Source organism: Peribacillus sp. YIM B13472 (genome assembly GCF_042788005.1).
GTDB classification, from domain to species: domain Bacteria; phylum Bacillota; class Bacilli; order Bacillales; family DSM-1321; genus Peribacillus; species Peribacillus simplex_E.
Genome location: NZ_JBHZPG010000001.1, coordinates 172151 through 191233 on the forward strand (window position 1 = coordinate 172151; position 19083 = coordinate 191233).

The window sequence follows — 19083 nt, forward strand, 5'->3', positions numbered from 1 at the left end:
TTCAATTTTAAAATAAACTAGATAAATAGACCATCCATTTCCAATCATTCTTCTATTAATTTTCTCGTTTACAAGGTGGCTGCCGCTTGACAGTTTTAATTCATTCAACTAATCATAGAATAATAACCCTTTAAATCTATTCGATCATTAGTAATACAACAATTTTCCAGATGAAGTTTATCTCGATTTAGGAGGATATGGGACGTTCATGAAAACGAAAACAACATTTAAAATTTATCCAATCATAGCTCCAAGCGCTTTATCTTTAAAAAGTATAAACTTTTATTTAGTTAAACAGGATGAATCTTTAACATTAGTCGATGCAGGCATGAATGATGACGTCTGCTGGAATGCATTTCAGAAAACATTAAACGAAAATGGATTTACCGTTGGAGATATCACGGAAATTTTATTAACCCACCACCATGGAGACCATGTTGGTTTGGTCAACTTGATTACCGAAATCCATCCGATTCCCGTTTATGCCCATTCTAAATCCATTCCCCGTTTAAAAAGGGACCCTGACTTCTTAAGTATGAGAATTGAATTCTATAAGCAGCTTTACATTGAGATGGGCTGTGGTGAACTTGGAGATAAACAAGTGGCTTACCTATTCAACGCGGTCGATAATAATAAAGATCAAAAACTGAATGGTGACATCATCGCAATCACGGAAAAACAATGGCTGAATTTCGAAGTGATCGAATTTCCCGGGCATGCCCCGGATCAAATTGCTTTCCTTGACAAAGAAGGGAAACGGCTTCTTGCCGGTGATTTATTGATTGATCATATATCAAGCAATGCCTTGATCGAACCTGATGAAAACGGTAATAGAATGCTGACTCTTGTAGATCATATCGATTCATTAAAACGCTGTTTAGCATTACAGGTGAATCTCCTCTTTCCTGGTCATGGAAACATCATAGAACAGCCAGGATATCTGATTGAAAAAAGACTCAACAGCATAGAGAGAAAATCACGAAAAATCCTGACCTTGATAGAATCAGGAATTTCTACCGGCAATGAACTGGCAAAGGAGTTTTACAAACAAAAGTATATTGCAGAATTCCCGCTCGTCATGTCAGAAGTCATTGGCCATTTGGATTATTTAGAATATCAGGGGAAGGTCACGAAACAACTCGTTGAAAATGTAGTTCATTATCAAGCTAAATGACATCAAAAAAGGCTGAAATCATTAAAGATTTCAGCCTTTTCTCGCTGATGAAACTCACACACACACTACAACCTCTCTGGAAAAAATGCCTTTCCTGGCCACACAGCGATCAGCAATTTCAAATCCTGCTTCTTCAATCATATGATCCATCGTGTCTATCGTTACGACGACGACCTTGTCAGCAAAGCTTCTGGCATGTTTAAGGATCGATAGCTGATCTTCCGGCGTCGCATGTGTATATAAATTGTAAGGCATATCGATAATCGCTACATCATATTTACTGGTGACCTCCGAAATCGGACCTGTAGTTACATTACCTTCGAGTCCGAAATAGGCAATGTTCTCCCTGGAACCGTCGGTAACAAGCGGGTTAATATCCCTGCCATCAATATTGATCCCCATCGACAGGGCTTCTACCAATACCGTTCCAATTCCGCAGCATGGATCAATTGCCTTCACTCCATCCGGATGTGGAACGGCTATGTTGGCAATGGCCCTTGCCACTCTTGTGCTAAGCGCTGTTGAATATTCACGGGGCTTCTTCATATGTTTTAACCAAACCGCTTCAGGCTTGACATACTTCCCAAAATACCAACGTCCGCCAAGGGTCACGATTCCAAAGACTTGATCAGGATTACGCACATCGGCATTTCCCTGAATATGCCAGCCAATCTCCCGTTCAATTTCACGCTGTCCATCATAATCTATTTTTGCATCTTTATTCAAATCATTAATTTTTACGAATAATACTTTGAACGTCGAATCAGGCAAATGAATACCTTTCACTTGCTCAACGATTTCGGAAATGCTTTCCCCTTCAAACATGACGTCGACCCGCCCTTTTATGAAAGGGCTCCTGCTCGGTTCAATTTCTATATCACTTTTCAAAATATCCCCTGAAGTCTCAAAGCCAAAGAACGAGCGCATCTCCATTTTAGATAATGAGCGTTCGTCAGGGGTGCATGTAAACGTATATATATATGCCGGTCTGCGGCTCTGATTAGTCAATCCATTCCCATCCTTCATTACTTTAGATTATATCTTTCTATCAAACATAGCTGTAATAGTAGAGAAAAGCAAATGGAATCGTATGAAAAAAGCAGGAATGCTTTTCTTTCAACACTCCTGCTGTTATATTTTTCATTGTTCCATCACTATAGGAAAGGAATTATTAATCCAATTTATGCAGCCGGCTATTTATATACTTTGCACGGGCCTCAATGAATTTCAGGATGAATTCGGGCTCATTATCAAATTTCACAATATTTCCCTTGATATATGGATCTTTTGAAACATAAGGTCTTATTTGATCATGCATTTCAGAAATGATAGGTTTCATATAGCCCAAGTTAAAATGATTGTTCAAAATCTCCTTTAGAAGTTCTTGGTACCGGACACGAAATCCCCTTACATCAAGGATTCTAGCAGTCAATGTATTGAATCCCTCGATTCCCACATAATCCTCTTCCATCACTTTCCCGTTAACATCCCTGCCCCATGTCGCATCATAATCCCATGGAATCATTTCAAAGAGTCCAGTATCTCCATTTCGATACAAAGCATAGTTATGAACGAACCCATCATAGTTTTGCGTAAATACGACACCGGCCAGCCAGCGCAGGTACTTTTCCACATCGACATATTTTACGATTTCCTTTTCAAAATCCACTCTTGAAATTGTATTGATTTGGAGGATCAACTCTTGTAAATATAATTCATCCTTTGCTGTCCCGCATTTTTTTTGATAGCCCATCTCCAATGATTTTTTGATTCCTTTATCCAAATCGCTCATCAATGAGAAATTGGCATCACCATCCACTGCATAGAAAATGGCACCCTTGGGCAGCCCCCTTTTCTTCAAATAATATTCATCCACCGATTCCAATTCTAGGTATATCCCTTCGTCCTTTCCGTTCAGATTCAGGAAAACGAACTGGGAGTTCGGTGATAAGGTGCCTATATCCGCAAAAAAGTCTAAAGATAATTTATTTCTTAGTAAAGATTTATCTTTATATTCGGCATTTAAATGAACTTCCTTGGCATTCTTATAAGTATTAGGTTTATAAAAGACTACATTATAGGATTTTTTGCGAAAACCGCGGATATGTGAGCCACGGTAAACAATATCAATATCCAGTTTTTTTCTGTTAAGTGTTAACTTTGCCGGTAAAGGATCATTGCACCATATATCTCTGCGAAGTTCCATTAAATTAACTGGTGGAATAAAAAGCTGGTACACAGGCAGCTTCTTGTCAGAATTCATATAACTCTTCCCTTCACTTTCACTTTCATATTAAATTATGAAAAAAAACGAGGGGTGTCACCAAAAACAAATTTTTATTAAAAATGTGCTATTATCTCTGGCATATTACGTACAAGCGCATAGTTTAACGTATAGAAAGGGGGATATGTAAATATGTCTGATATCAATCGAAATATACAAAATGCGGTGGATAGAGCCAATTCCTTCGGGTTAGGCGATTTCATGTATAATGACCCATGTTCAAAAGGCCGTTCTTCACGTAAAAACAACAAGAAGAGGCGCACTTCCCGCAAAAGCACTAAACGTTGCACGAGCAGGAATCGGTCCACTTCCGGCACGCAAAGGCGCTCTTGCTGGAAACGGAGATCTACATGCAACACACAAAGACGCACTAGCAGGAGGAGGTCCACTTGCAGCACACAAAGACGCACCAGCAGAAACCGGTGTTCCATATGCAGCAGACGAAGGCGCTCCAACAGAAACCGGTGTTCCTCCAACCACTGCAGTTGGCTTTGCGGCAATAACTTTCGCAATAAACGGTGCTTCTAGATTCATGGTTCCGTTTTAATGTACAACTAATATTTTTTACTGGATATTAAGCTTTACTTTAAAGTCCAATTTCTATAAAAAAACACAAACTCGTCGTAAATTGGGCGAGTTTTGTGTTTTTTAAAATTATCACGATCGTTACATTCATTCATATGTCCCGTTCCTTAAACAATACAAACACTGCCATTTATAATGGCAGTGGATTTTATTGCGATGTACCTGAACCTATAAAAAGGGATCCTACCCTTTTCACATACGGTAGGATCCTTCCAGTTTCGCTTATTTAACGGAGACCAATTCGAACTGTGCATACACATCCTTCAGCCCTGCTTGAATGGCTTGACCGGCCTTCCCACGATAATGCATTTGCACACGATCAATCAATTCTTCGATACCATCTTTCAGGCAATAACCGCGCAGCAGTTGACGAATGAATTCCCTGCCATGTTCTGTAGCAAGTGTACAGGAAGCTTCGACTATTACACCATATTTAAAGTCAAGCTCTACCGTGATCGTGATGGAATCATATATATTTCTCGCTGCCATCCCTTGTGGAAGTTTTGCATGCCCTGCAATAAGGTATGTGTTCATCATCTGATCTCCTCTATCTATAGTTAATGGACGGAAACTTGCTCGAAGGGCCATGCAGGCAATTGCTTACGAAGCTCTTTATCTTGTCTGTAGCCAAGTGCGTATTCGCCCTGCATTACAGTATGAATCTCACGGGTTCCTTCGTAAATGACGGGGGCTTTTGAATTCCGCAGAAAACGTTCCACTGGATATTCATCCGAGTAGCCGTAGGCACCATGAATTTGAACAGCATCATTGGCCGCTTCGTTAGCAGCATTACATGATATCCACTTTGCAAGTGATGTTTCCTTCGTATTCCTTTTTCCTTGATTTTTTAAGGTACCCGCTTTAAAGACCAGCAATCTGGAAATCTCTAAATTTGCGGTCATCTTGGCAATCATCTGTTGAACGAGCTGATGCCTGCCAATCTCTTTTCCGAAAGTACTTCTTTCATGGCAATATTTCAAGCTTGCTTCCAGGCTTGCTTCTATTAACCCTACAGCACCTGCTGCCACTGTAAACCGGCCGCTGTCCAATGCCGACATGGAAATTTTAAAGCCCTCACCTTCTTCACCAAGCCTATTCTCCACCGGAACTTTTACATCCGTTAAAAAGATTTCCCCTGTATTCCCGGCACGAATTCCCAATTTCCCTTTAATGGCTTTCGACTCCACTCCATCGAAAGTCCGTTCCACAATAAAAGCCGTGATTCCCCTTGAACCGGCATCATGATCCGTCTTGGCGAAAATGAGGAAATGATCTGCATAATCACAGAGCGAAATCCATGTTTTTGACCCGTTCAAGATATAATGGTCCCCAACACGTGTTGCTGTTGATTTCATTGCCGCAACATCAGACCCTGCATTTGGTTCAGTCAGCCCAAAAGCGCCAATCTTGATCCCTTTTGCCTGCGGTACTAAATATTTCTGTTTTTGTTCTTCCGTCCCCCATTGCAGCAAGGTCATGCTATTTAACCCTGTATGTACAGAAACTGCAGTTCGGTAAGCCGTATCGCCTCGCTCCAGCTCTTCACAAACGATGGCAAGGGTATTATAATCCATTCCGACTCCACCATACTCTTCGGGTATACAAACGCCCATCAGCTGCAATTCCGCTAACCTTTTTAAAATATGCGGCTGGAATTGACCTTGCCTATCCCACTCTTGAATGTATGGGATAATTTCCTTATCCACAAATTTTCTTACCACTTTCTTCACACTTTGCTGCTCTTCTGTTAATTCGAAATTCATCATTAAAATTCCTCCTAAATAATTTTATTTTCCTTGAATTTACTTATTTGGTCTGTACTATATCCAATTTCAGCCAAAATGGAACCGGTATGCTCACCATACAGTGGCGGATGCTTTCTCATCGTAACCGGCGTTTTTGAAAGGTTCAGTGGCGATCCCGTCACTCTAAGATCTTCGATTGTGGGATGTTCCATGTTCACCAACATGCCTCTTGCGATGATTTGCGGGTCCTCGAACATCTCTGCGATATCATTAATCGGACCATTAGGTATCCCTGCATCATCAAATAGCCTTTTCCATTCTTTCTTTGTCTTTCCTTTCAACAAATCCTCTATTATCGGTATTAATCCTTCCTTGTTCAGCAAACGTTTTTCATTATGCTTAAACTGTTCCTGCTCGGCTAAATCAGGTCTGCCTATAACGGCCGAAAATCTCCTGAACTGGTCATCATTTCCTACAGCCACAACAAGCTCTCCATCACTTGTCTGGAATGTTTGGTATGGAACGATATTGGGATGTTGGTTTCCCATTCGTTCAGGGGTCAGGCCACTGAATAAATAGTTGCTGGCGACATTCACCAATGAAGAAACCTGGCAATCCATTAACGAAATATCAATTTCCTGTCCTTCCCCCGCTTTATCCCTATGATGCAAAGCGGATAAAATGCCAATGCATGTATACAAGCCAGTCAATATGTCAGCTATGGCCACCCCGACCTTCACGGGGCTTCCATCTTTTTCTCCTGTGATGCTCATCAAACCACTCATCGCTTGAATGATATAATCATAGCCAGGCAAATCTTTATAAGGTCCGGTTAAACCAAATCCCGTAATCGAGGCCATAATCAGCTTGGGGTTGCATTCCTTTAAATCCTCATAGCCTAACCCCAGTTTTTCCAACGTGCCCGTCTTGAAATTTTGAATCACTATATCCCCTGAAGACACCAACTTCCGGAAGATCTCTTTCCCTTGTTCTGACTTTAAATTCAAGGTCATGCTTTGCTTATTTCGATTAGCACATAAATAGTAAGCGCTTTCTCCTTGGGCGAATGGCGGACCCCATCCTCTCGTTTCATCCCCTGCCTCATGATGCTCGATTTTAATAACATCGGCACCCAAATCACCGAGAATCATTGAACAAAACGGCCCCGCCAAAACACGGGATACATCGATAATCTTGACTCCTTCCAAAGCTCCATTCATATCATCACCCCTTTCAAACTGTCGGGATACACAAAAAAGAGCCAGTAAAACCAACAATGAATTACATTGTATGTTTCACTGACCCTTATCCACGAACTGTCTTCCTGCAAAGGAAGATCAAGTGAACCAAGTCAATTTTTATGGATTCCAGTTTTATGACAAGCCGGCCATGCAACAAGGTAACTTGCTGTCATCGGTTTGGTAAATTAAGTATAGTCCCGTTTTTTGAATTTTGCAATAATTTTGTTCAGGTGTTTTCATTACATCCATTAAAATACTCTTTAGCATACTTCCCGTTTAATATAAAAATACACCCCTCAATCCAGAGTAATCGGAAATTGCCTTTATTCGTGAGGCATGTGATGATTGAATATGCATAACTGTCAATATATGAATTTTTCATACTATCATTTATCGCTCGACAGAAAAGGAAAGATTAAAAGGGAGATGGCGATATGGACAATAAAAAAACGGAAATAATCGAAGCAATCAAGAAATACCAAACAATCATCATTCACCGCCATGTTAATCCGGACCCGGATGCATTGGGATCACAAATCGGTTTAAAGAAGCTATTGAAGCATTCCTATCCTTCTAAAGAAGTCTATGCGGTAGGCGAAGAAGTGGATAAGCTTCTATTCATTGGTGATATGGATGTCATTTCCGATAACAAATACAAAGGTGCCTTAGTGATTGTTTGTGATACTGCCAACATTTCACGGATCAGTGATTCCCGATATGATCACGGGGACATGCTAATCAAAATTGACCACCACCCCGAATATGAGCAATTTGGTGATTTTTCTTGGGTTGACCCCTCTTATAGCTCTGCCAGTGAAATGCTTGTTGATTTATTCTTGGAATTTCCAGAAGGCTTTATCATGAATAAAGAAGCGGCTAAATCATTTTATACAGGAATACTTAGTGATACAGGTAATTTCATGAATGGGAATACAACTCCAAGGACATTAAAAATGGTTTCGCACTTAAGAACTTATAATATTCATCCAGAAAGAATCCATAACCTCCTTAATACAAAGACTAAAAGTTCTTCAAGGCTTCAAAAAGATATTCTTATGAGCTTCAAAGTAACCGAAAAAGGGGTAGCTTACTTCATTATTACGGAGGATCTATTAAATATGTATGGTGTGGATCGAATTGAAGCTTCGAATTTAGTTAACACCCTTTCTTCTATTAAAAGAAACAAAATCTGGGCGTTCTTTATCGAATATCCGACGGAAATCCGTGTCAGAATTCGTTCAAGAAACATCCCTATCTCTTCAATTGCCCGGCAATTCAATGGAGGAGGGCATTCATTTGCTGCCGGTGCAACCATCCATTCGTGGGAAGAAGTAGATCATGTTATCGAGGCCTTAAATCAAGTTTGCCCAAAGTAAGCTAGAGAAAAATTGCTGCTCCTAGGTAAAGTAAAAAGCCTCAAACCTATATCAGTCTACGGCATGAGGCTCTCTCTACCATTTATTTTTTAACTGCCTTCAGCTTCACTTTACCCAGTTCATCTGTTAAATTTTCAGGTTTATCGTAAAAAGTTATTGGAAATTCACAGCAATGGTTGTTTGACTACTCTTTTGACTCATTTCAAACCTCTCCGCTTGATATTCGAATTCATCTATTATTTTCATATGATTTGAAAAAACATTTTCACATTACTATATAAACCGTATTAAACATTCAATATTTCTCAAATTTATTAAGGCGCACAAAAAAACGCCCAAGGCTAAAAATCGGCTGAGGCGTTTTTTTACATTTATTATTTGGACACTTCTTCAAGAATTGATAAATCGATCATGCCTTTTATATCATTGCTCGGGATATAACCAGCTTCTTTGCTTATGTCTGCCATTTCCTGAATGACTTGCTCATTAACTTCAGTTGTCACTTCAAGGCGTGAAAATGCTGAAGCCACTTCTTCTTTACTTAATTCTTTTCCAGTCAGTTCCTTCAAATGCTTAATAACCAGTTCTTGGCTTTCTTCAGGGTTGTCTTGTATAAACTTCACCGCTTTTTCATGTGCTTTCAAATAGGAAGCAGCGAGCCCCTTTTTATCCAAGAACTTCTGGCTTGCAGCCACTACCGTGTTAGGTGAATCTTTCCCCCATGCAAATTGATCCCAGTCAAGCAATAACTTTCCTTTTGCCTGGTTTTCCAATACATACCCCCATGGTTCCTGAGTTGCTGCTGCATCGACAGATTTTTGGACAAAAAGGGCGGTTGTGTCAGCAGGTGCTGCCGCATACAGCTCAACTGTCCCCCCGTTTGTAGTCGGTTTTAAGTCAACATCTTGAAGGGCCTTCCTTAGCATGACATCCTGTGTGCTTCCAATGACGGGAATCGCTACCTTTTTACCGCCCAAATCTTTTAAATCCGTAACCTTGCTGCCCTCGCTAGCCACAAGTACGGCACCTCCATTAACAGCCCCGGAAATCAAGTGGTATTCAGGGTTTTTTACGTAAAAGTTAAGCAATGGACCAGGCCCGACCGTTCCGACATCAATGGCGTTTGTAGCCATTGCTTCCATGAATAATCCGCCATTGGCCACTGTTTTGGTTTCAATCTTAACATCTTTACCGAACTCTTCTTGGAAAAAGCCTTTTTCGAGTGCAATGATCGTTGCACTGTGGGTTAAGTTAGGAAAATATCCAATTTTCACGGATTTCCCTCCCGAACCTTCTCCATCTTCATCATTACTGCTGGATTGAGTGCATCCGCTTACTATCCCAATTAACAATACAGACAGAATAAGGGCAAAAAATGATTTTTTCAGCATATTTTTCTCTCCTTTTGAACTATTATTTTATTAAACTACCGCTGATTCACTCCCCATTTCAGTTGAACATTACGTTCAAGGCGGGAGAAGACAACATTATCCACGATTGTTCCGATGATTGCGATGATGATCATCACGGAGATGACCAAATCCATTTGTCCCAGTGATCTGCCCATTTCCAGCAATTGTCCAAGACCGCCTCCTCCGCCAAGTAATTCACCAGCCATCAGTGCACGCCAGGAAAAGGCCCATGCAATTCGGAGACCGGATATTATTTGCGGGACGGATGCTGGTAAAATCACGGTGCGAAGAAAATGAAACCCGGTCGATCCATATGTTTTGGCAACCCGCTGATACAACTGGGGTACATTCCGGAAACCACTTGTTGCATTAACCGTCATCGTCCAAGTTGCGCCGATGGTGACGATAAAGAGAATCGAAAAATCATTCAATCCAAACCAAATGATCGCTAAAGGGAACCACACGATACTCGGGATGGACTGTAATGCCGTCACGACGAATCCTAAAGTGTCTTCAACCAATTTAAAGCGCCAAATGAAATATCCTAATATTAAACCTACTATAATGGCAATCGTAAAGCCGATCAGGATACGGCCAAGGCTTTTCCCGATGGCTTCAGTTATTTGTCCGCTCATCAGTCCATTAAACAGAGTTTCCAAAACCTGGGTCAGACTTGGGAACATGAATTCCGGAAGACTGGAAAGTCTAGATGTGACTTCCCATATCCCCGCTATCATCGCGATGAATATGATTCGTCTTAAAGCTGTAATCATTCCCCATTTCCTCCTTCAGCACTTTTTCAATTTCCTCCTGTAAAATCGATAGAACCCTTTGTTCTGTATGCAAAGTTACACTATCCGGCATAACTCCATCTTTCATGGAAGGGACGGAAATCGTCTCTTTAATTTTCCCGGGACGGGTTGCAAAGACGATAATTTTTTCGGAAAGCTGAACAGCCTCACGAATATTATGGGTAACGAAAAAGATTGTCACTTTAGTTTTTCTCCAGATTTCGAGCAGTTCTTTATGCAAGACCATTCTCGTTTGCTCATCCAGTGCAGAGAATGGCTCATCCATCAACAGGATATCCGGTTCCATCACCAACGCTCTTGCGATGGCTACCCTCTGTTTCATGCCCCCTGAAAGTTGATGTGGATAGGAGTCAACATATCGGCTGAGGTGAACCATTTTTAAAATGTCCAATGCCTTCGCTTTAGCCTCTTCATTGGAAATTTTCTTTAACTTCAATCCGTATGTAACATTTTCAAGTACCGTCAGCCACGGGAATAACCCCGCCTCTTGAAATACTACGACCCGATCCGGACCTGGCTTCATCACTTTTTTCCCCGCTACACGTATTTCACCTACATCTGCCTTATCAAGTCCGGCAATCAGATAAAGGAGTGTGGATTTACCACATCCTGAAGGGCCGACGATCGAAACGAAGCTTCCTTTCTCGACCTCTATGTTTATCTTATCGAGCACCTTTATGCTTTCTTTCTTTTCATTCTTAAAACTTTTTTCAATGCCATCTATTGTTAAATACATAAAGTCACCCCACTTTTATATCGCATCGATTTACTAAACATTATTTCTTAATAATGATTAATCCAATGGTTTTTGTCAACTATAAAAATGCAAAAATTCTAATTTATCGGTATCTTTCTATTCAATTGTCAATGTATTGATAAATATTCCAAACTTACACAAAAATACATACAGGCAAATTCCATTCAGCAAATAAAAAACCTGAGCCCTTGTAAGGGTTCAGGCTAATTTTAATATCCATTTTTATAACCTTAAAAAATCCTGCTTCCATACAATTTATCCTTCATTTTTTGTGTCCTTGCATGCAGCGGCTTTTTCAAAATGATACCTAATATGAGCGTCATTATTACAAAGAGAATCAAGATAAAAATGTCCTTGCCAGCTACGCTCCATGTTATTCCCCCAACAGATTCACGAAGTAAACCCACAGCATAGGTGAATGGCAAGTAAGGGTTAATATGTTGAAAAAAGGGCGGTGTGACTTGAATGGGGAAAGTGCCGCCTGAACTTGATATTTGAAGGACCATCAAGACAACGCTTATCCCTTTTCCAACATTTCCAAGAACGGAAACGAAGGTGTAGACAATGAGTGTAAACACTGTACTTATCAGAACAGAAAACAGGATGTACTCAAATTTATCCGCTACATAAACACCGATAAGGATGATATTCCCAATGGAAACACTAAGAGCCTGCATTACTCCAATGATGAAAAATATAAGATACCTTCCGATATAAATTTGATACGGGCTGTAGACTTTTTGAGAAACACCCACGCTAAGCATGGAAATCAATATTGTACCGCCGACCCAAAGGGAAAGTGCCGTAAAGAAAGGGGACATGGCGGATCCATAGTTCGGAATCGGAAAGAGACTGTGTTTATTTAGCAGCACTGGTTCTGAAAAAAATTCACTTTCTTGTTCAATATCATTCCTTAGGAAATCGATCACTTCTTCCATATCATAAGACTTATCGATTTCCCTCATTTTAGAAGCTAGAGCCTTTATTTTCGTTTCGATTTCCGGAAACTTATTCTTTAACTTATCGATATCCCCTGTACGTGTTTCCAATGTTCGATTGGTCTCATTTAACAGCGTCCTCACCTCAGGAAGAACCTTGGTTCCCTCCGCCATCGTGACCTGGACATTATTCAATATTGATTCCGTTTCGTTCCAGATTTCATTGAATTTTGGCCCTGTTTCCTTTGAATAACTTTCCTGGAAGCTTGCCAAAACCTGATCATTGTTCCCTCCAAGTTCGATAAGATTGCCGTAGGCTCGGTTATTCAACGCTTGAAGTTGGTTCGAAGTATTATCCCTTAATTCATCAACTAGCTGTATTTCTGGCTGAAGCAAGTTTTTCTCATTAAATTGATTGACTCTCACCAATAAATTATACATACTGTCCAAAAGGTACAACTCTTTATTTATCCTCGTTACCCCTTGTCTCACTAGCTGATTCGACTCATTGTCAGACAAATCCTGACCCGTTAACCGATTCGCCAGCACTAACAAGGATTCATTATCGCTCCTGATGTTCGCAATATCATTTTTCAAGATGGGATTGATTCCTTCGAATGCCTGCCTTGTTGAATCTACATAACTAGAAACGTCCGATACCAATTTGTCCTTCTGCGACGTTATTCCTTCTATTGAATCCAATCCATCATTGACCCTCTTAATGATATCTTCAGCCTTTTTAACATGTGTTTGAACGGTATTGATATTTTGTTCAAGCTCAGGAAGTTGCCCCTCTAATAAATACACCATATTCTTCATTTTTTGAATTGTCGGCAACTCGTTTTGCAAGGTGATTCCCAGTTCATTAAAGATTGCAAGGATACTCCCACTGGCTGATTTGATAAAGGTTTTGCTCACATTGTCCACAATGCTGTTTGCACCCGCTGCCGTAATTTTAGGAGCAATGGAATTGATTTTTTCATTCACATAGTAATCAATCTCCGCCTTTTTAGGGTCATCGGTCATGATTGTCGCAATATGTTCGGAAAAGTTCTCCGGAATGATGATGGATGCATAATAATCCCCCTTTTCCACCTTAGCTTTCGCCTCTTTTTCCGAAGTGAATCTCCAGCCTAAATCCTTATTCTCCTTTAACCCCTCTATGACTTCCTTGCCTATGTTCACGGCTTCGCCATTTAACTCCGCACCTTTATCATTATTGGCAACACCGACAAGAATTCCTTCCGTATTTGCATACGGGTCCCAAGATGCGACAATATTAAACCACGCATAAATGGAAGGGATGAACATGAGAAAAACTACTACGATACAAACAAAGAAATTTTTATATATGCTTTTTAAATCGTCAATGAAAATTTCCCGAATATTTCTCAAAACATACCCCCGTGCAAATGTATTTTGATACTATTATTCGAAGAAATTTCTTAATCGATACTAAGTAAACATATCCATGGATTTATTTGATTAATTGTTCATGATCTCTATCGCACCCATTGAATCAATTATCAATTTAAGCAAGATGGGATCCATATTAAAAGACGGTTTTTCAGTTACAGAATAAACGGCAAGGTGCAAGAACATACTATCACAATCTAACTGTCGGGAGCTTTGTAAGGGAGAAATAGTCATGTCAGAAGCTGTTGAAATCATCTTTCGAACCTTTTCCTCTTTTATTTTATTATGGGTATTTGTCCATCTTCTCGGTAAACAGACGATTGCCCAGAGGACCTATCACCTTTATATTGCTTCAATTACGATGGGGACAATTGCTGGGAATCTAACATTCAATATTAATATTAAATTCCTGTATTTTATCATTGCAATTATTATTATGGGTACCATCGTTTTTATACTGAATCTCTTAGCGGTTCGAAATCCGCGCTTCGGGAAATGGATCGCTGGAGAACCTGCTACCTTAATTCAAAAAGGGAAAATACTCGAAGAGTCAATGGAACGAATGGGGTATTCACTGGATTCTCTTAAACAGGCTTTGCGTGGAAAAGATATCTTCAACATAGAAGAAGTGGAATGTGCCATTTTAGAGATAAACGGCTCCCTCTCTGTATTAAAAAAAGAACAATACCAAAATGCCACCAAGCAGGATTTACCTTTACTGCCCTCAGCAGGAACGGTACCGATTGAACTGGTCTATGACGGGAAAATCTTATATGAAAACTTATCCAAACACACCTACGATGACGAATGGTTAATGGCTGAACTCAAAAAAAGGAACCTTGCTGTTTTTGACATCTCGTATGCTGTGGTAGGGACAAAAGGAAATTTGTATATTGATTTGATTAAGGATCAATCAAGGGATTAATCCATTGCATTTCAGCGAGAATCATAATCAAGATTAAAAAATATCATATCAATTTTTGTTAAATATATCGCATTCGGGTAATTGGATAGCAGGAATAATAAAAGTGGTTTTTCCAGAGGAAAAACCACTTTTTCAGCCTATTATGAATTAACTCTTTTCAATCACGTTTATCAATTCCCTTAAATAATCCGGTAGATCAGGCGGGCGCCTGCTTGATACAAGGTTTCCATCAACGACGACGGGCTTATCTATCCAAGTTGCCCCTGCATTTTCCATATCATCTTTAATGCCCGGTGTACTCGTTACATTCTTCCCTTGTAAAATTTTAGCGGAGATCAACACCCAACCAGCGTGACAAATTTGCCCGATGGGTTTTTTATTTTCTTCCATGCTTTGGATAAGTGATATCACTTCAGGAAACCGGCGAATTTTGTCAGGTGCCCATCCGCCCGGTACAAGAATGGCATCATATTCTTCAGCTTTAATACTGCCATACTCATAATCAGATATAGCTGGTACACCATATTTTCCAATGTATGTTTCATTTGCCTTTTCTCCAGCGAGGTGAACAATCGCTCCTTCTTCTTTTAATCGTAAAATCGGATACCAGAGCTCTAAATCTTCAAAATCATGGTGCACAAGACTGATTATTTTCTTTCCTGCTAATCTCATGAAAATCTCTCCTTTTTTCGTTCTATTCCCCTTTACCATTCTTCCCTATTACTTCCCTTTATCTACTGCCTGTACACTTTACATGCGTTAACCGATGCATCAATATTTGGTCTAAAAATCAACCTTTACCAAGTACAACCCAGCTGACTCCGCCATACGGCCCGTTTGGATTCTTTCTTTTGACCCTAAAATGCTTGGTATATTTTCAGCATCTATTTCACCCAACCCAACTTCTATCAACGTCCCGACAATCTTTCTAACCATATTATAAAGAAATCCATCGCCTCGCACTGTAATTTGGATGAATCCGGCATTTTTTTCTATATCAATGGAATATATTTCACGCACCATGGATTTTTTCTTAGACTTTGCATTTGAAAAAGCTGTGAAATCATGTTCACCTATAAAATGTTGACATGCTTTTTTCATTCTTGTGATATCCAGCTTTTTCTCTACATGCATACTGTATTTTCGCATGAAAGGATTTGTATATTGCTCGTTCCAGATCTTATACAAATAGGTTTTATCCTTTGCATTATAACGGGCATGAAAACGCTCAGGAACTAACCTAACCTCGACAATGCTGATATCTCTTGGTAAATACCTATTCAAATAATTCATGATTTCAGCTTCAGTCAGATTTTCACCAATCTTAAAATTGGCGATTTGAGCAAGGGCATGTACACCGGCATCCGTTCTGCTGCATCCGATAATCTCGATTTTTTCCCCCACCATTTCCGTTAAGACATTTTCTATTTTCCCTTGAATCGTATCATCACTATTACCGAGTCGTTGCCAGCCTTTATAGCGCCCACCATCATATTGAATGGTCAATTTATAATTGTTCATTGCTTCCTCCTTATTTTATTACTGTATAGTCATCTAAACAGAAAATTCTTGATAAAATACAAGCCCCCATACAACTCCTGCTGTATGAGGGAACAGATTGCCTTTTCTTAGAAACACATTTAAATTGTTAAGTTGTTAAGGTTTTGTATCATAATGTAATGAGTTTTGTCCCTTTATCCCCTTACTTCCACAAGTCTGCAGTGAATGCAGTAAATGGAGTTCCATTGTCCTATTTCATTTGGGAGCACCCACCGCTTACAAGGACCATGATTTATGAAAAATCATACATCTTATCTATGCCACTCGATAGTAAATCCTAGCTATCAAAGTGAAATGCACTTCTGCATAGTGTACCAAAGTGGCTAACGTCATGCAACGAACGATTCACCGTCACGCGCAGTTTCTGTACAACTTTGTGCAATGCATAAACACACAGGGAATAATAAATGGAAATGAAAAATAGAAAAGGCCAAATCCTTGTTATATCAAGGATAAAAATAAATATGGCTCAATGAAATAATTATGTTAGCACATGTGTGAGCAAGATGGTGAGCAGGTGGTCTGCTATAATTATCATTGTGACTAATCGTTTAATTTTCAAGCCACTGATCAATTAGGAAACGGAATATCATTACAGTTTAGTGTTTTTTTATCGGAATGGAGCTCACTATTTGGATTACAAATAATAACATCTGTTCTGTCTTTTCCTGTGCTACTAAACTTAAATCAACTTGGTTAGTTTTTAACTCTTCTAAACTTTTTTTGAGGATGCCTGAACAACAAACAATATGTGCGGAATGTATTTGGCTAACAATGGGATGATGGGTTTATCAATATTCATTGAGTAAAAAAGCTGCCTTAAAGATATCTCCGATCTACAGCTAGTCGAGTAGAAGGGAACCTCTCTACCTTACGTAGATTGTGTTCCTGCCCCTCTCACAGAACCGTGCTTGCGCTATTCACGCACACGGCTCCTCCTAGTTACCATTCACAAAATGTAGTTAATCACTCAGATTCAGATTTTGCTAATTCTGCTATCCATAGTAGTTTTGTTTCCATTTATCCCTACCTCTGAGTTTAGTAAATATTCCCCTAGTATGGGCGATAACTGGTAGCTAGCCTTTCCTCCATCGGCATTACCCAACTTCATTGGTACTACGCTGCTATCCGACTCTCTACACAGCAATTGGTTTCCTTGCTTTTTATCGCTTGTACACCATACTCTTCTAACAAGAAAAGACCGGTAGGGTCTCCCGAGTTGCCGTATCATATCGATGTGTAACGTGCCAAGGTCTCTGACTCCAGAGAGGTTTTATCCATCTTGCCCTTAACGAAGGATAAAATGTAGCTTTCTGCTGTGCGTAAAGCATCAGCCCTCTCGGTTTACTAACATTATGGAGCTCAATCCCTTCAACCATTTGGCTTTCCGCCCGCCACCTAACTGTCTACGCTTAAAGACTAAAGTTACCTTTAGCCCTCCAAGACTCGCTACGAGCGAATGGCTAGTTATTACTCGACGGGAATCCCACCCGCTATATGATACGACCTAGGCTCGGCCGCAAACGCACCCATTAGTTTAAGTAGAAATCTTCACAATATTAATTAACATAAATACATTCATTTTCCCTTTAAATTAGAATCTTATAGTGTAAACGGGTTTAGTAATTATAAATACAGGGTAATTGTAGTTTTGGTATATAAAAAATAGGGGGACTAATTTATGAATGGGTCACTAGATACATATAAATTACTGGAATTCATCCATGAAAATAAAGCGGATTTTGAAGATTCATTATTAAACGAAGCATCTAATGTGAAAGAAAAAATTGAAGAAATTTTAACGATCGGCAATATTGACCTGATAAATAATGCCCATAGGCTGATTCAATACATTATTGAGGCTAAAGAACAAGAACTTCAATCATTTGCTAAACAAGAAGGTATAGCTTGGGCGACACACGCAATACCATTATCTTTCAAATTAGAGTGGGTGCAAGCCATTCGAAGGACCTTGTGGAGGTTCCTACAAGAATATAACGAGGTAAAGAATAAGGTTATTACTGAAGAATTTTTTTCGGTAGAAAAACAAGTTAATAATCAAGTAGACAGATTTTTAAATGTTTTCTTTATCACATATTCTCAATACAAAGATTCGTTGATAATGGCTCAAAAAGAATTGGTTGAAAATCTTTCGGTGCCTATAATACCAATAACACCCACTATATGTATTTTGCCTCTTATTGGTGCGGTTGATCTTTACCGAACGAATATTCTCGAGGAAAAAGTTTTATTAGAGATTGGAAAATTACGTATTCAAACATTGATTATGGACTTATCTGGTATTATGGAAATGGAGCCTGAAGTAATTGATCATTTAATGAAGATTATTGACGGCACTTCATTAATGGGTTGTACCACTGTAATTACCGGGTTAAGAGCAGAAGTGGTTAGAAAAATGATAAACATAGGCATGAGATTAAATGAAAAAGCACAAACATTGGGAACTTTACAACAAGCATTGAATAAATACTTATTAAGTTAAACACGGAGAATCTTAGACTAGGGTCGCTTTGCCGACTCTTTTTTCTTATTCAATATATTCTGACCAACTGTCTAAATATTTGTTCCTGGCCAGCAGTTACATCTTGCTATAAAAACTATAGTTAGGTATTTAATTCAATACCAATCAATTCGTATTCTCCTTCAACTAAACTGCCCCGTTAGTTGCATACAAAAAAGGTTGCCTCAGCAACCCGCCTTATTGAAGTAAAGCACACGTTACTTTAAGTACAACTTTTTACTATCTTGAAAGCAAAAAAACAACTAGCAATAATTTTTCAGGAACGATTTTTTATTAAAGAGATATAACTCTATAACTGTATGGATTATGACTGCCC

General features: G+C 39.4%; 16 protein-coding genes and 1 pseudogene. 6 read left to right on the forward strand and 11 right to left on the reverse strand.

The annotated features are described in order from the left end of the window. Window positions 1-208: 208 nt before the first annotated feature. Window positions 209-1174: an MBL fold metallo-hydrolase gene (locus ACFX4I_RS00875; RefSeq protein WP_377418417.1), complete on the forward strand. Its 966-nt coding sequence runs from the start codon at window positions 209-211 to the stop codon at window positions 1172-1174. 54 nt (window positions 1175-1228) lie between these two features. Here ACFX4I_RS00875 and ACFX4I_RS00880 read toward each other — a convergent pair whose 3' ends face one another. Further along, the gene (locus tag ACFX4I_RS00880; protein ID WP_377418420.1) at window positions 1229-2200 is read right to left on the reverse strand and encodes a TRM11 family SAM-dependent methyltransferase; all 972 of its coding nucleotides are present in this window, start codon (window positions 2198-2200) and stop codon (window positions 1229-1231) included. Between the two features lie 145 nt (window positions 2201-2345). After that, window positions 2346-3437 carry a CotH kinase family protein gene (locus ACFX4I_RS00885; RefSeq protein ID WP_377418423.1) on the reverse strand — a complete coding sequence of 364 codons (1092 nt, stop codon included), beginning with the start codon at window positions 3435-3437 and terminating at the stop codon, window positions 2346-2348. A 153-nt stretch (window positions 3438-3590) separates the two neighbouring features. On the opposite strand from ACFX4I_RS00885, the pseudogene ACFX4I_RS00890 reads away from it, so the two are divergent. Next, window positions 3591-3644: pseudogene (locus ACFX4I_RS00890) on the forward strand (hypothetical protein); the annotation flags it as partial. A gap of 22 nt (window positions 3645-3666) precedes the next feature. Then, window positions 3667-4005 carry a hypothetical protein gene (locus ACFX4I_RS00895; protein WP_377418748.1) on the forward strand — a complete coding sequence of 113 codons (339 nt, stop codon included), beginning with the start codon at window positions 3667-3669 and terminating at the stop codon, window positions 4003-4005. A gap of 260 nt (window positions 4006-4265) precedes the next feature. Here ACFX4I_RS00895 and ACFX4I_RS00900 read toward each other — a convergent pair whose 3' ends face one another. From ACFX4I_RS00900 to ACFX4I_RS00910, 3 genes are read right to left on the reverse strand one after another with little or no spacing between them, the layout of a single operon-like run. Continuing rightward, window positions 4266-4577: a DUF3870 domain-containing protein gene (locus tag ACFX4I_RS00900; protein ID WP_096338406.1), complete on the reverse strand. Its 312-nt coding sequence runs from the start codon at window positions 4575-4577 to the stop codon at window positions 4266-4268. A gap of 23 nt (window positions 4578-4600) precedes the next feature. Next, complete coding sequence (locus tag ACFX4I_RS00905; protein WP_377418736.1) at window positions 4601-5806, reverse strand: acyl-CoA dehydrogenase family protein; 1206 nt, start codon at window positions 5804-5806, stop codon at window positions 4601-4603. Between the two features lie 14 nt (window positions 5807-5820). After that, entirely contained in the window at window positions 5821-7008 is a 1188-nt protein-coding gene (locus tag ACFX4I_RS00910; protein WP_377418426.1) for a CaiB/BaiF CoA transferase family protein, read from the reverse strand. A 455-nt stretch (window positions 7009-7463) separates the two neighbouring features. Here ACFX4I_RS00910 and ACFX4I_RS00915 point away from each other — a divergent pair, with 455 nt between their 5' ends. After that, complete coding sequence (locus ACFX4I_RS00915; RefSeq protein ID WP_283932693.1) at window positions 7464-8405, forward strand: DHH family phosphoesterase; 942 nt, start codon at window positions 7464-7466, stop codon at window positions 8403-8405. A 374-nt stretch (window positions 8406-8779) separates the two neighbouring features. On the opposite strand, the gene ACFX4I_RS00920 is transcribed toward ACFX4I_RS00915, so the two are convergent. The 4 genes from ACFX4I_RS00920 to ACFX4I_RS00935 all read right to left on the reverse strand — a co-directional run bounded on the left by ACFX4I_RS00920 (window position 8780) and on the right by ACFX4I_RS00935 (window position 13719). Beyond that, window positions 8780-9796: an aliphatic sulfonate ABC transporter substrate-binding protein gene (locus ACFX4I_RS00920; protein ID WP_377418429.1), complete on the reverse strand. Its 1017-nt coding sequence runs from the start codon at window positions 9794-9796 to the stop codon at window positions 8780-8782. 35 nt (window positions 9797-9831) lie between these two features. Next, window positions 9832-10590, reverse strand: a complete 759-nt coding sequence (locus ACFX4I_RS00925; protein ID WP_063232113.1) for an ABC transporter permease — start codon at window positions 10588-10590, stop codon at window positions 9832-9834. Beyond that, window positions 10523-11365 carry an ABC transporter ATP-binding protein gene (locus ACFX4I_RS00930; RefSeq protein WP_377418432.1) on the reverse strand — a complete coding sequence of 281 codons (843 nt, stop codon included), beginning with the start codon at window positions 11363-11365 and terminating at the stop codon, window positions 10523-10525. Before ACFX4I_RS00930 ends, ACFX4I_RS00925 begins: the two co-directional genes overlap by 68 nt. Before the next feature lie 251 nt (window positions 11366-11616). Further along, on the reverse strand, window positions 11617-13719 hold the full coding sequence (locus ACFX4I_RS00935; protein ID WP_377418434.1) for a YhgE/Pip family protein: 2103 nt from the start codon (window positions 13717-13719) through the stop codon (window positions 11617-11619). A 253-nt stretch (window positions 13720-13972) separates the two neighbouring features. On the opposite strand from ACFX4I_RS00935, the gene ACFX4I_RS00940 reads away from it, so the two are divergent. Next, complete coding sequence (locus ACFX4I_RS00940; protein WP_283932692.1) at window positions 13973-14665, forward strand: DUF421 domain-containing protein; 693 nt, start codon at window positions 13973-13975, stop codon at window positions 14663-14665. Window positions 14666-14812: 147 nt separating this feature from the next. Here the strand turns inward: ACFX4I_RS00940 and ACFX4I_RS00945 are convergent, their stop codons facing one another. Beyond that, on the reverse strand, window positions 14813-15337 hold the full coding sequence (locus ACFX4I_RS00945; RefSeq protein ID WP_283901620.1) for a type 1 glutamine amidotransferase domain-containing protein: 525 nt from the start codon (window positions 15335-15337) through the stop codon (window positions 14813-14815). A gap of 111 nt (window positions 15338-15448) precedes the next feature. Continuing rightward, window positions 15449-16186: a tRNA pseudouridine(38-40) synthase TruA gene (truA, locus tag ACFX4I_RS00950; protein ID WP_377418437.1), complete on the reverse strand. Its 738-nt coding sequence runs from the start codon at window positions 16184-16186 to the stop codon at window positions 15449-15451. A gap of 1720 nt (window positions 16187-17906) precedes the next feature. Here truA and ACFX4I_RS00955 point away from each other — a divergent pair. After that, the gene (locus ACFX4I_RS00955; protein WP_230301511.1) at window positions 17907-18728 is read left to right on the forward strand and encodes an STAS domain-containing protein; all 822 of its coding nucleotides are present in this window, start codon (window positions 17907-17909) and stop codon (window positions 18726-18728) included. The last annotated feature ends 355 nt before the right edge of the window (window positions 18729-19083 follow it).

Coding starts and splice junctions, on each gene's coding strand:
- ACFX4I_RS00915 (WP_283932693.1), top strand. CDS start 7,464: ATGGACAATAAAAAAACGGAAATAATCGAAGCAATCAAGAAATACCAA.
- ACFX4I_RS00910 (WP_377418426.1), bottom strand. CDS start 7,008: ATGAATGGAGCTTTGGAAGGAGTCAAGATTATCGATGTATCCCGTGTT.
- ACFX4I_RS00925 (WP_063232113.1), bottom strand. CDS start 10,590: ATGATTACAGCTTTAAGACGAATCATATTCATCGCGATGATAGCGGGG.
- ACFX4I_RS00900 (WP_096338406.1), bottom strand. CDS start 4,577: ATGAACACATACCTTATTGCAGGGCATGCAAAACTTCCACAAGGGATG.
- truA (WP_377418437.1), bottom strand. CDS start 16,186: ATGAACAATTATAAATTGACCATTCAATATGATGGTGGGCGCTATAAA.
- ACFX4I_RS00885 (WP_377418423.1), bottom strand. CDS start 3,437: ATGAATTCTGACAAGAAGCTGCCTGTGTACCAGCTTTTTATTCCACCA.
- ACFX4I_RS00920 (WP_377418429.1), bottom strand. CDS start 9,796: ATGCTGAAAAAATCATTTTTTGCCCTTATTCTGTCTGTATTGTTAATT.
- ACFX4I_RS00955 (WP_230301511.1), top strand. CDS start 17,907: ATGAATGGGTCACTAGATACATATAAATTACTGGAATTCATCCATGAA.
- ACFX4I_RS00930 (WP_377418432.1), bottom strand. CDS start 11,365: ATGTATTTAACAATAGATGGCATTGAAAAAAGTTTTAAGAATGAAAAG.
- ACFX4I_RS00940 (WP_283932692.1), top strand. CDS start 13,973: ATGTCAGAAGCTGTTGAAATCATCTTTCGAACCTTTTCCTCTTTTATT.
- ACFX4I_RS00945 (WP_283901620.1), bottom strand. CDS start 15,337: ATGAGATTAGCAGGAAAGAAAATAATCAGTCTTGTGCACCATGATTTT.
- ACFX4I_RS00905 (WP_377418736.1), bottom strand. CDS start 5,806: ATGAATTTCGAATTAACAGAAGAGCAGCAAAGTGTGAAGAAAGTGGTA.
- ACFX4I_RS00880 (WP_377418420.1), bottom strand. CDS start 2,200: ATGAAGGATGGGAATGGATTGACTAATCAGAGCCGCAGACCGGCATAT.
- ACFX4I_RS00875 (WP_377418417.1), top strand. CDS start 209: ATGAAAACGAAAACAACATTTAAAATTTATCCAATCATAGCTCCAAGC.
- ACFX4I_RS00895 (WP_377418748.1), top strand. CDS start 3,667: ATGACCCATGTTCAAAAGGCCGTTCTTCACGTAAAAACAACAAGAAGA.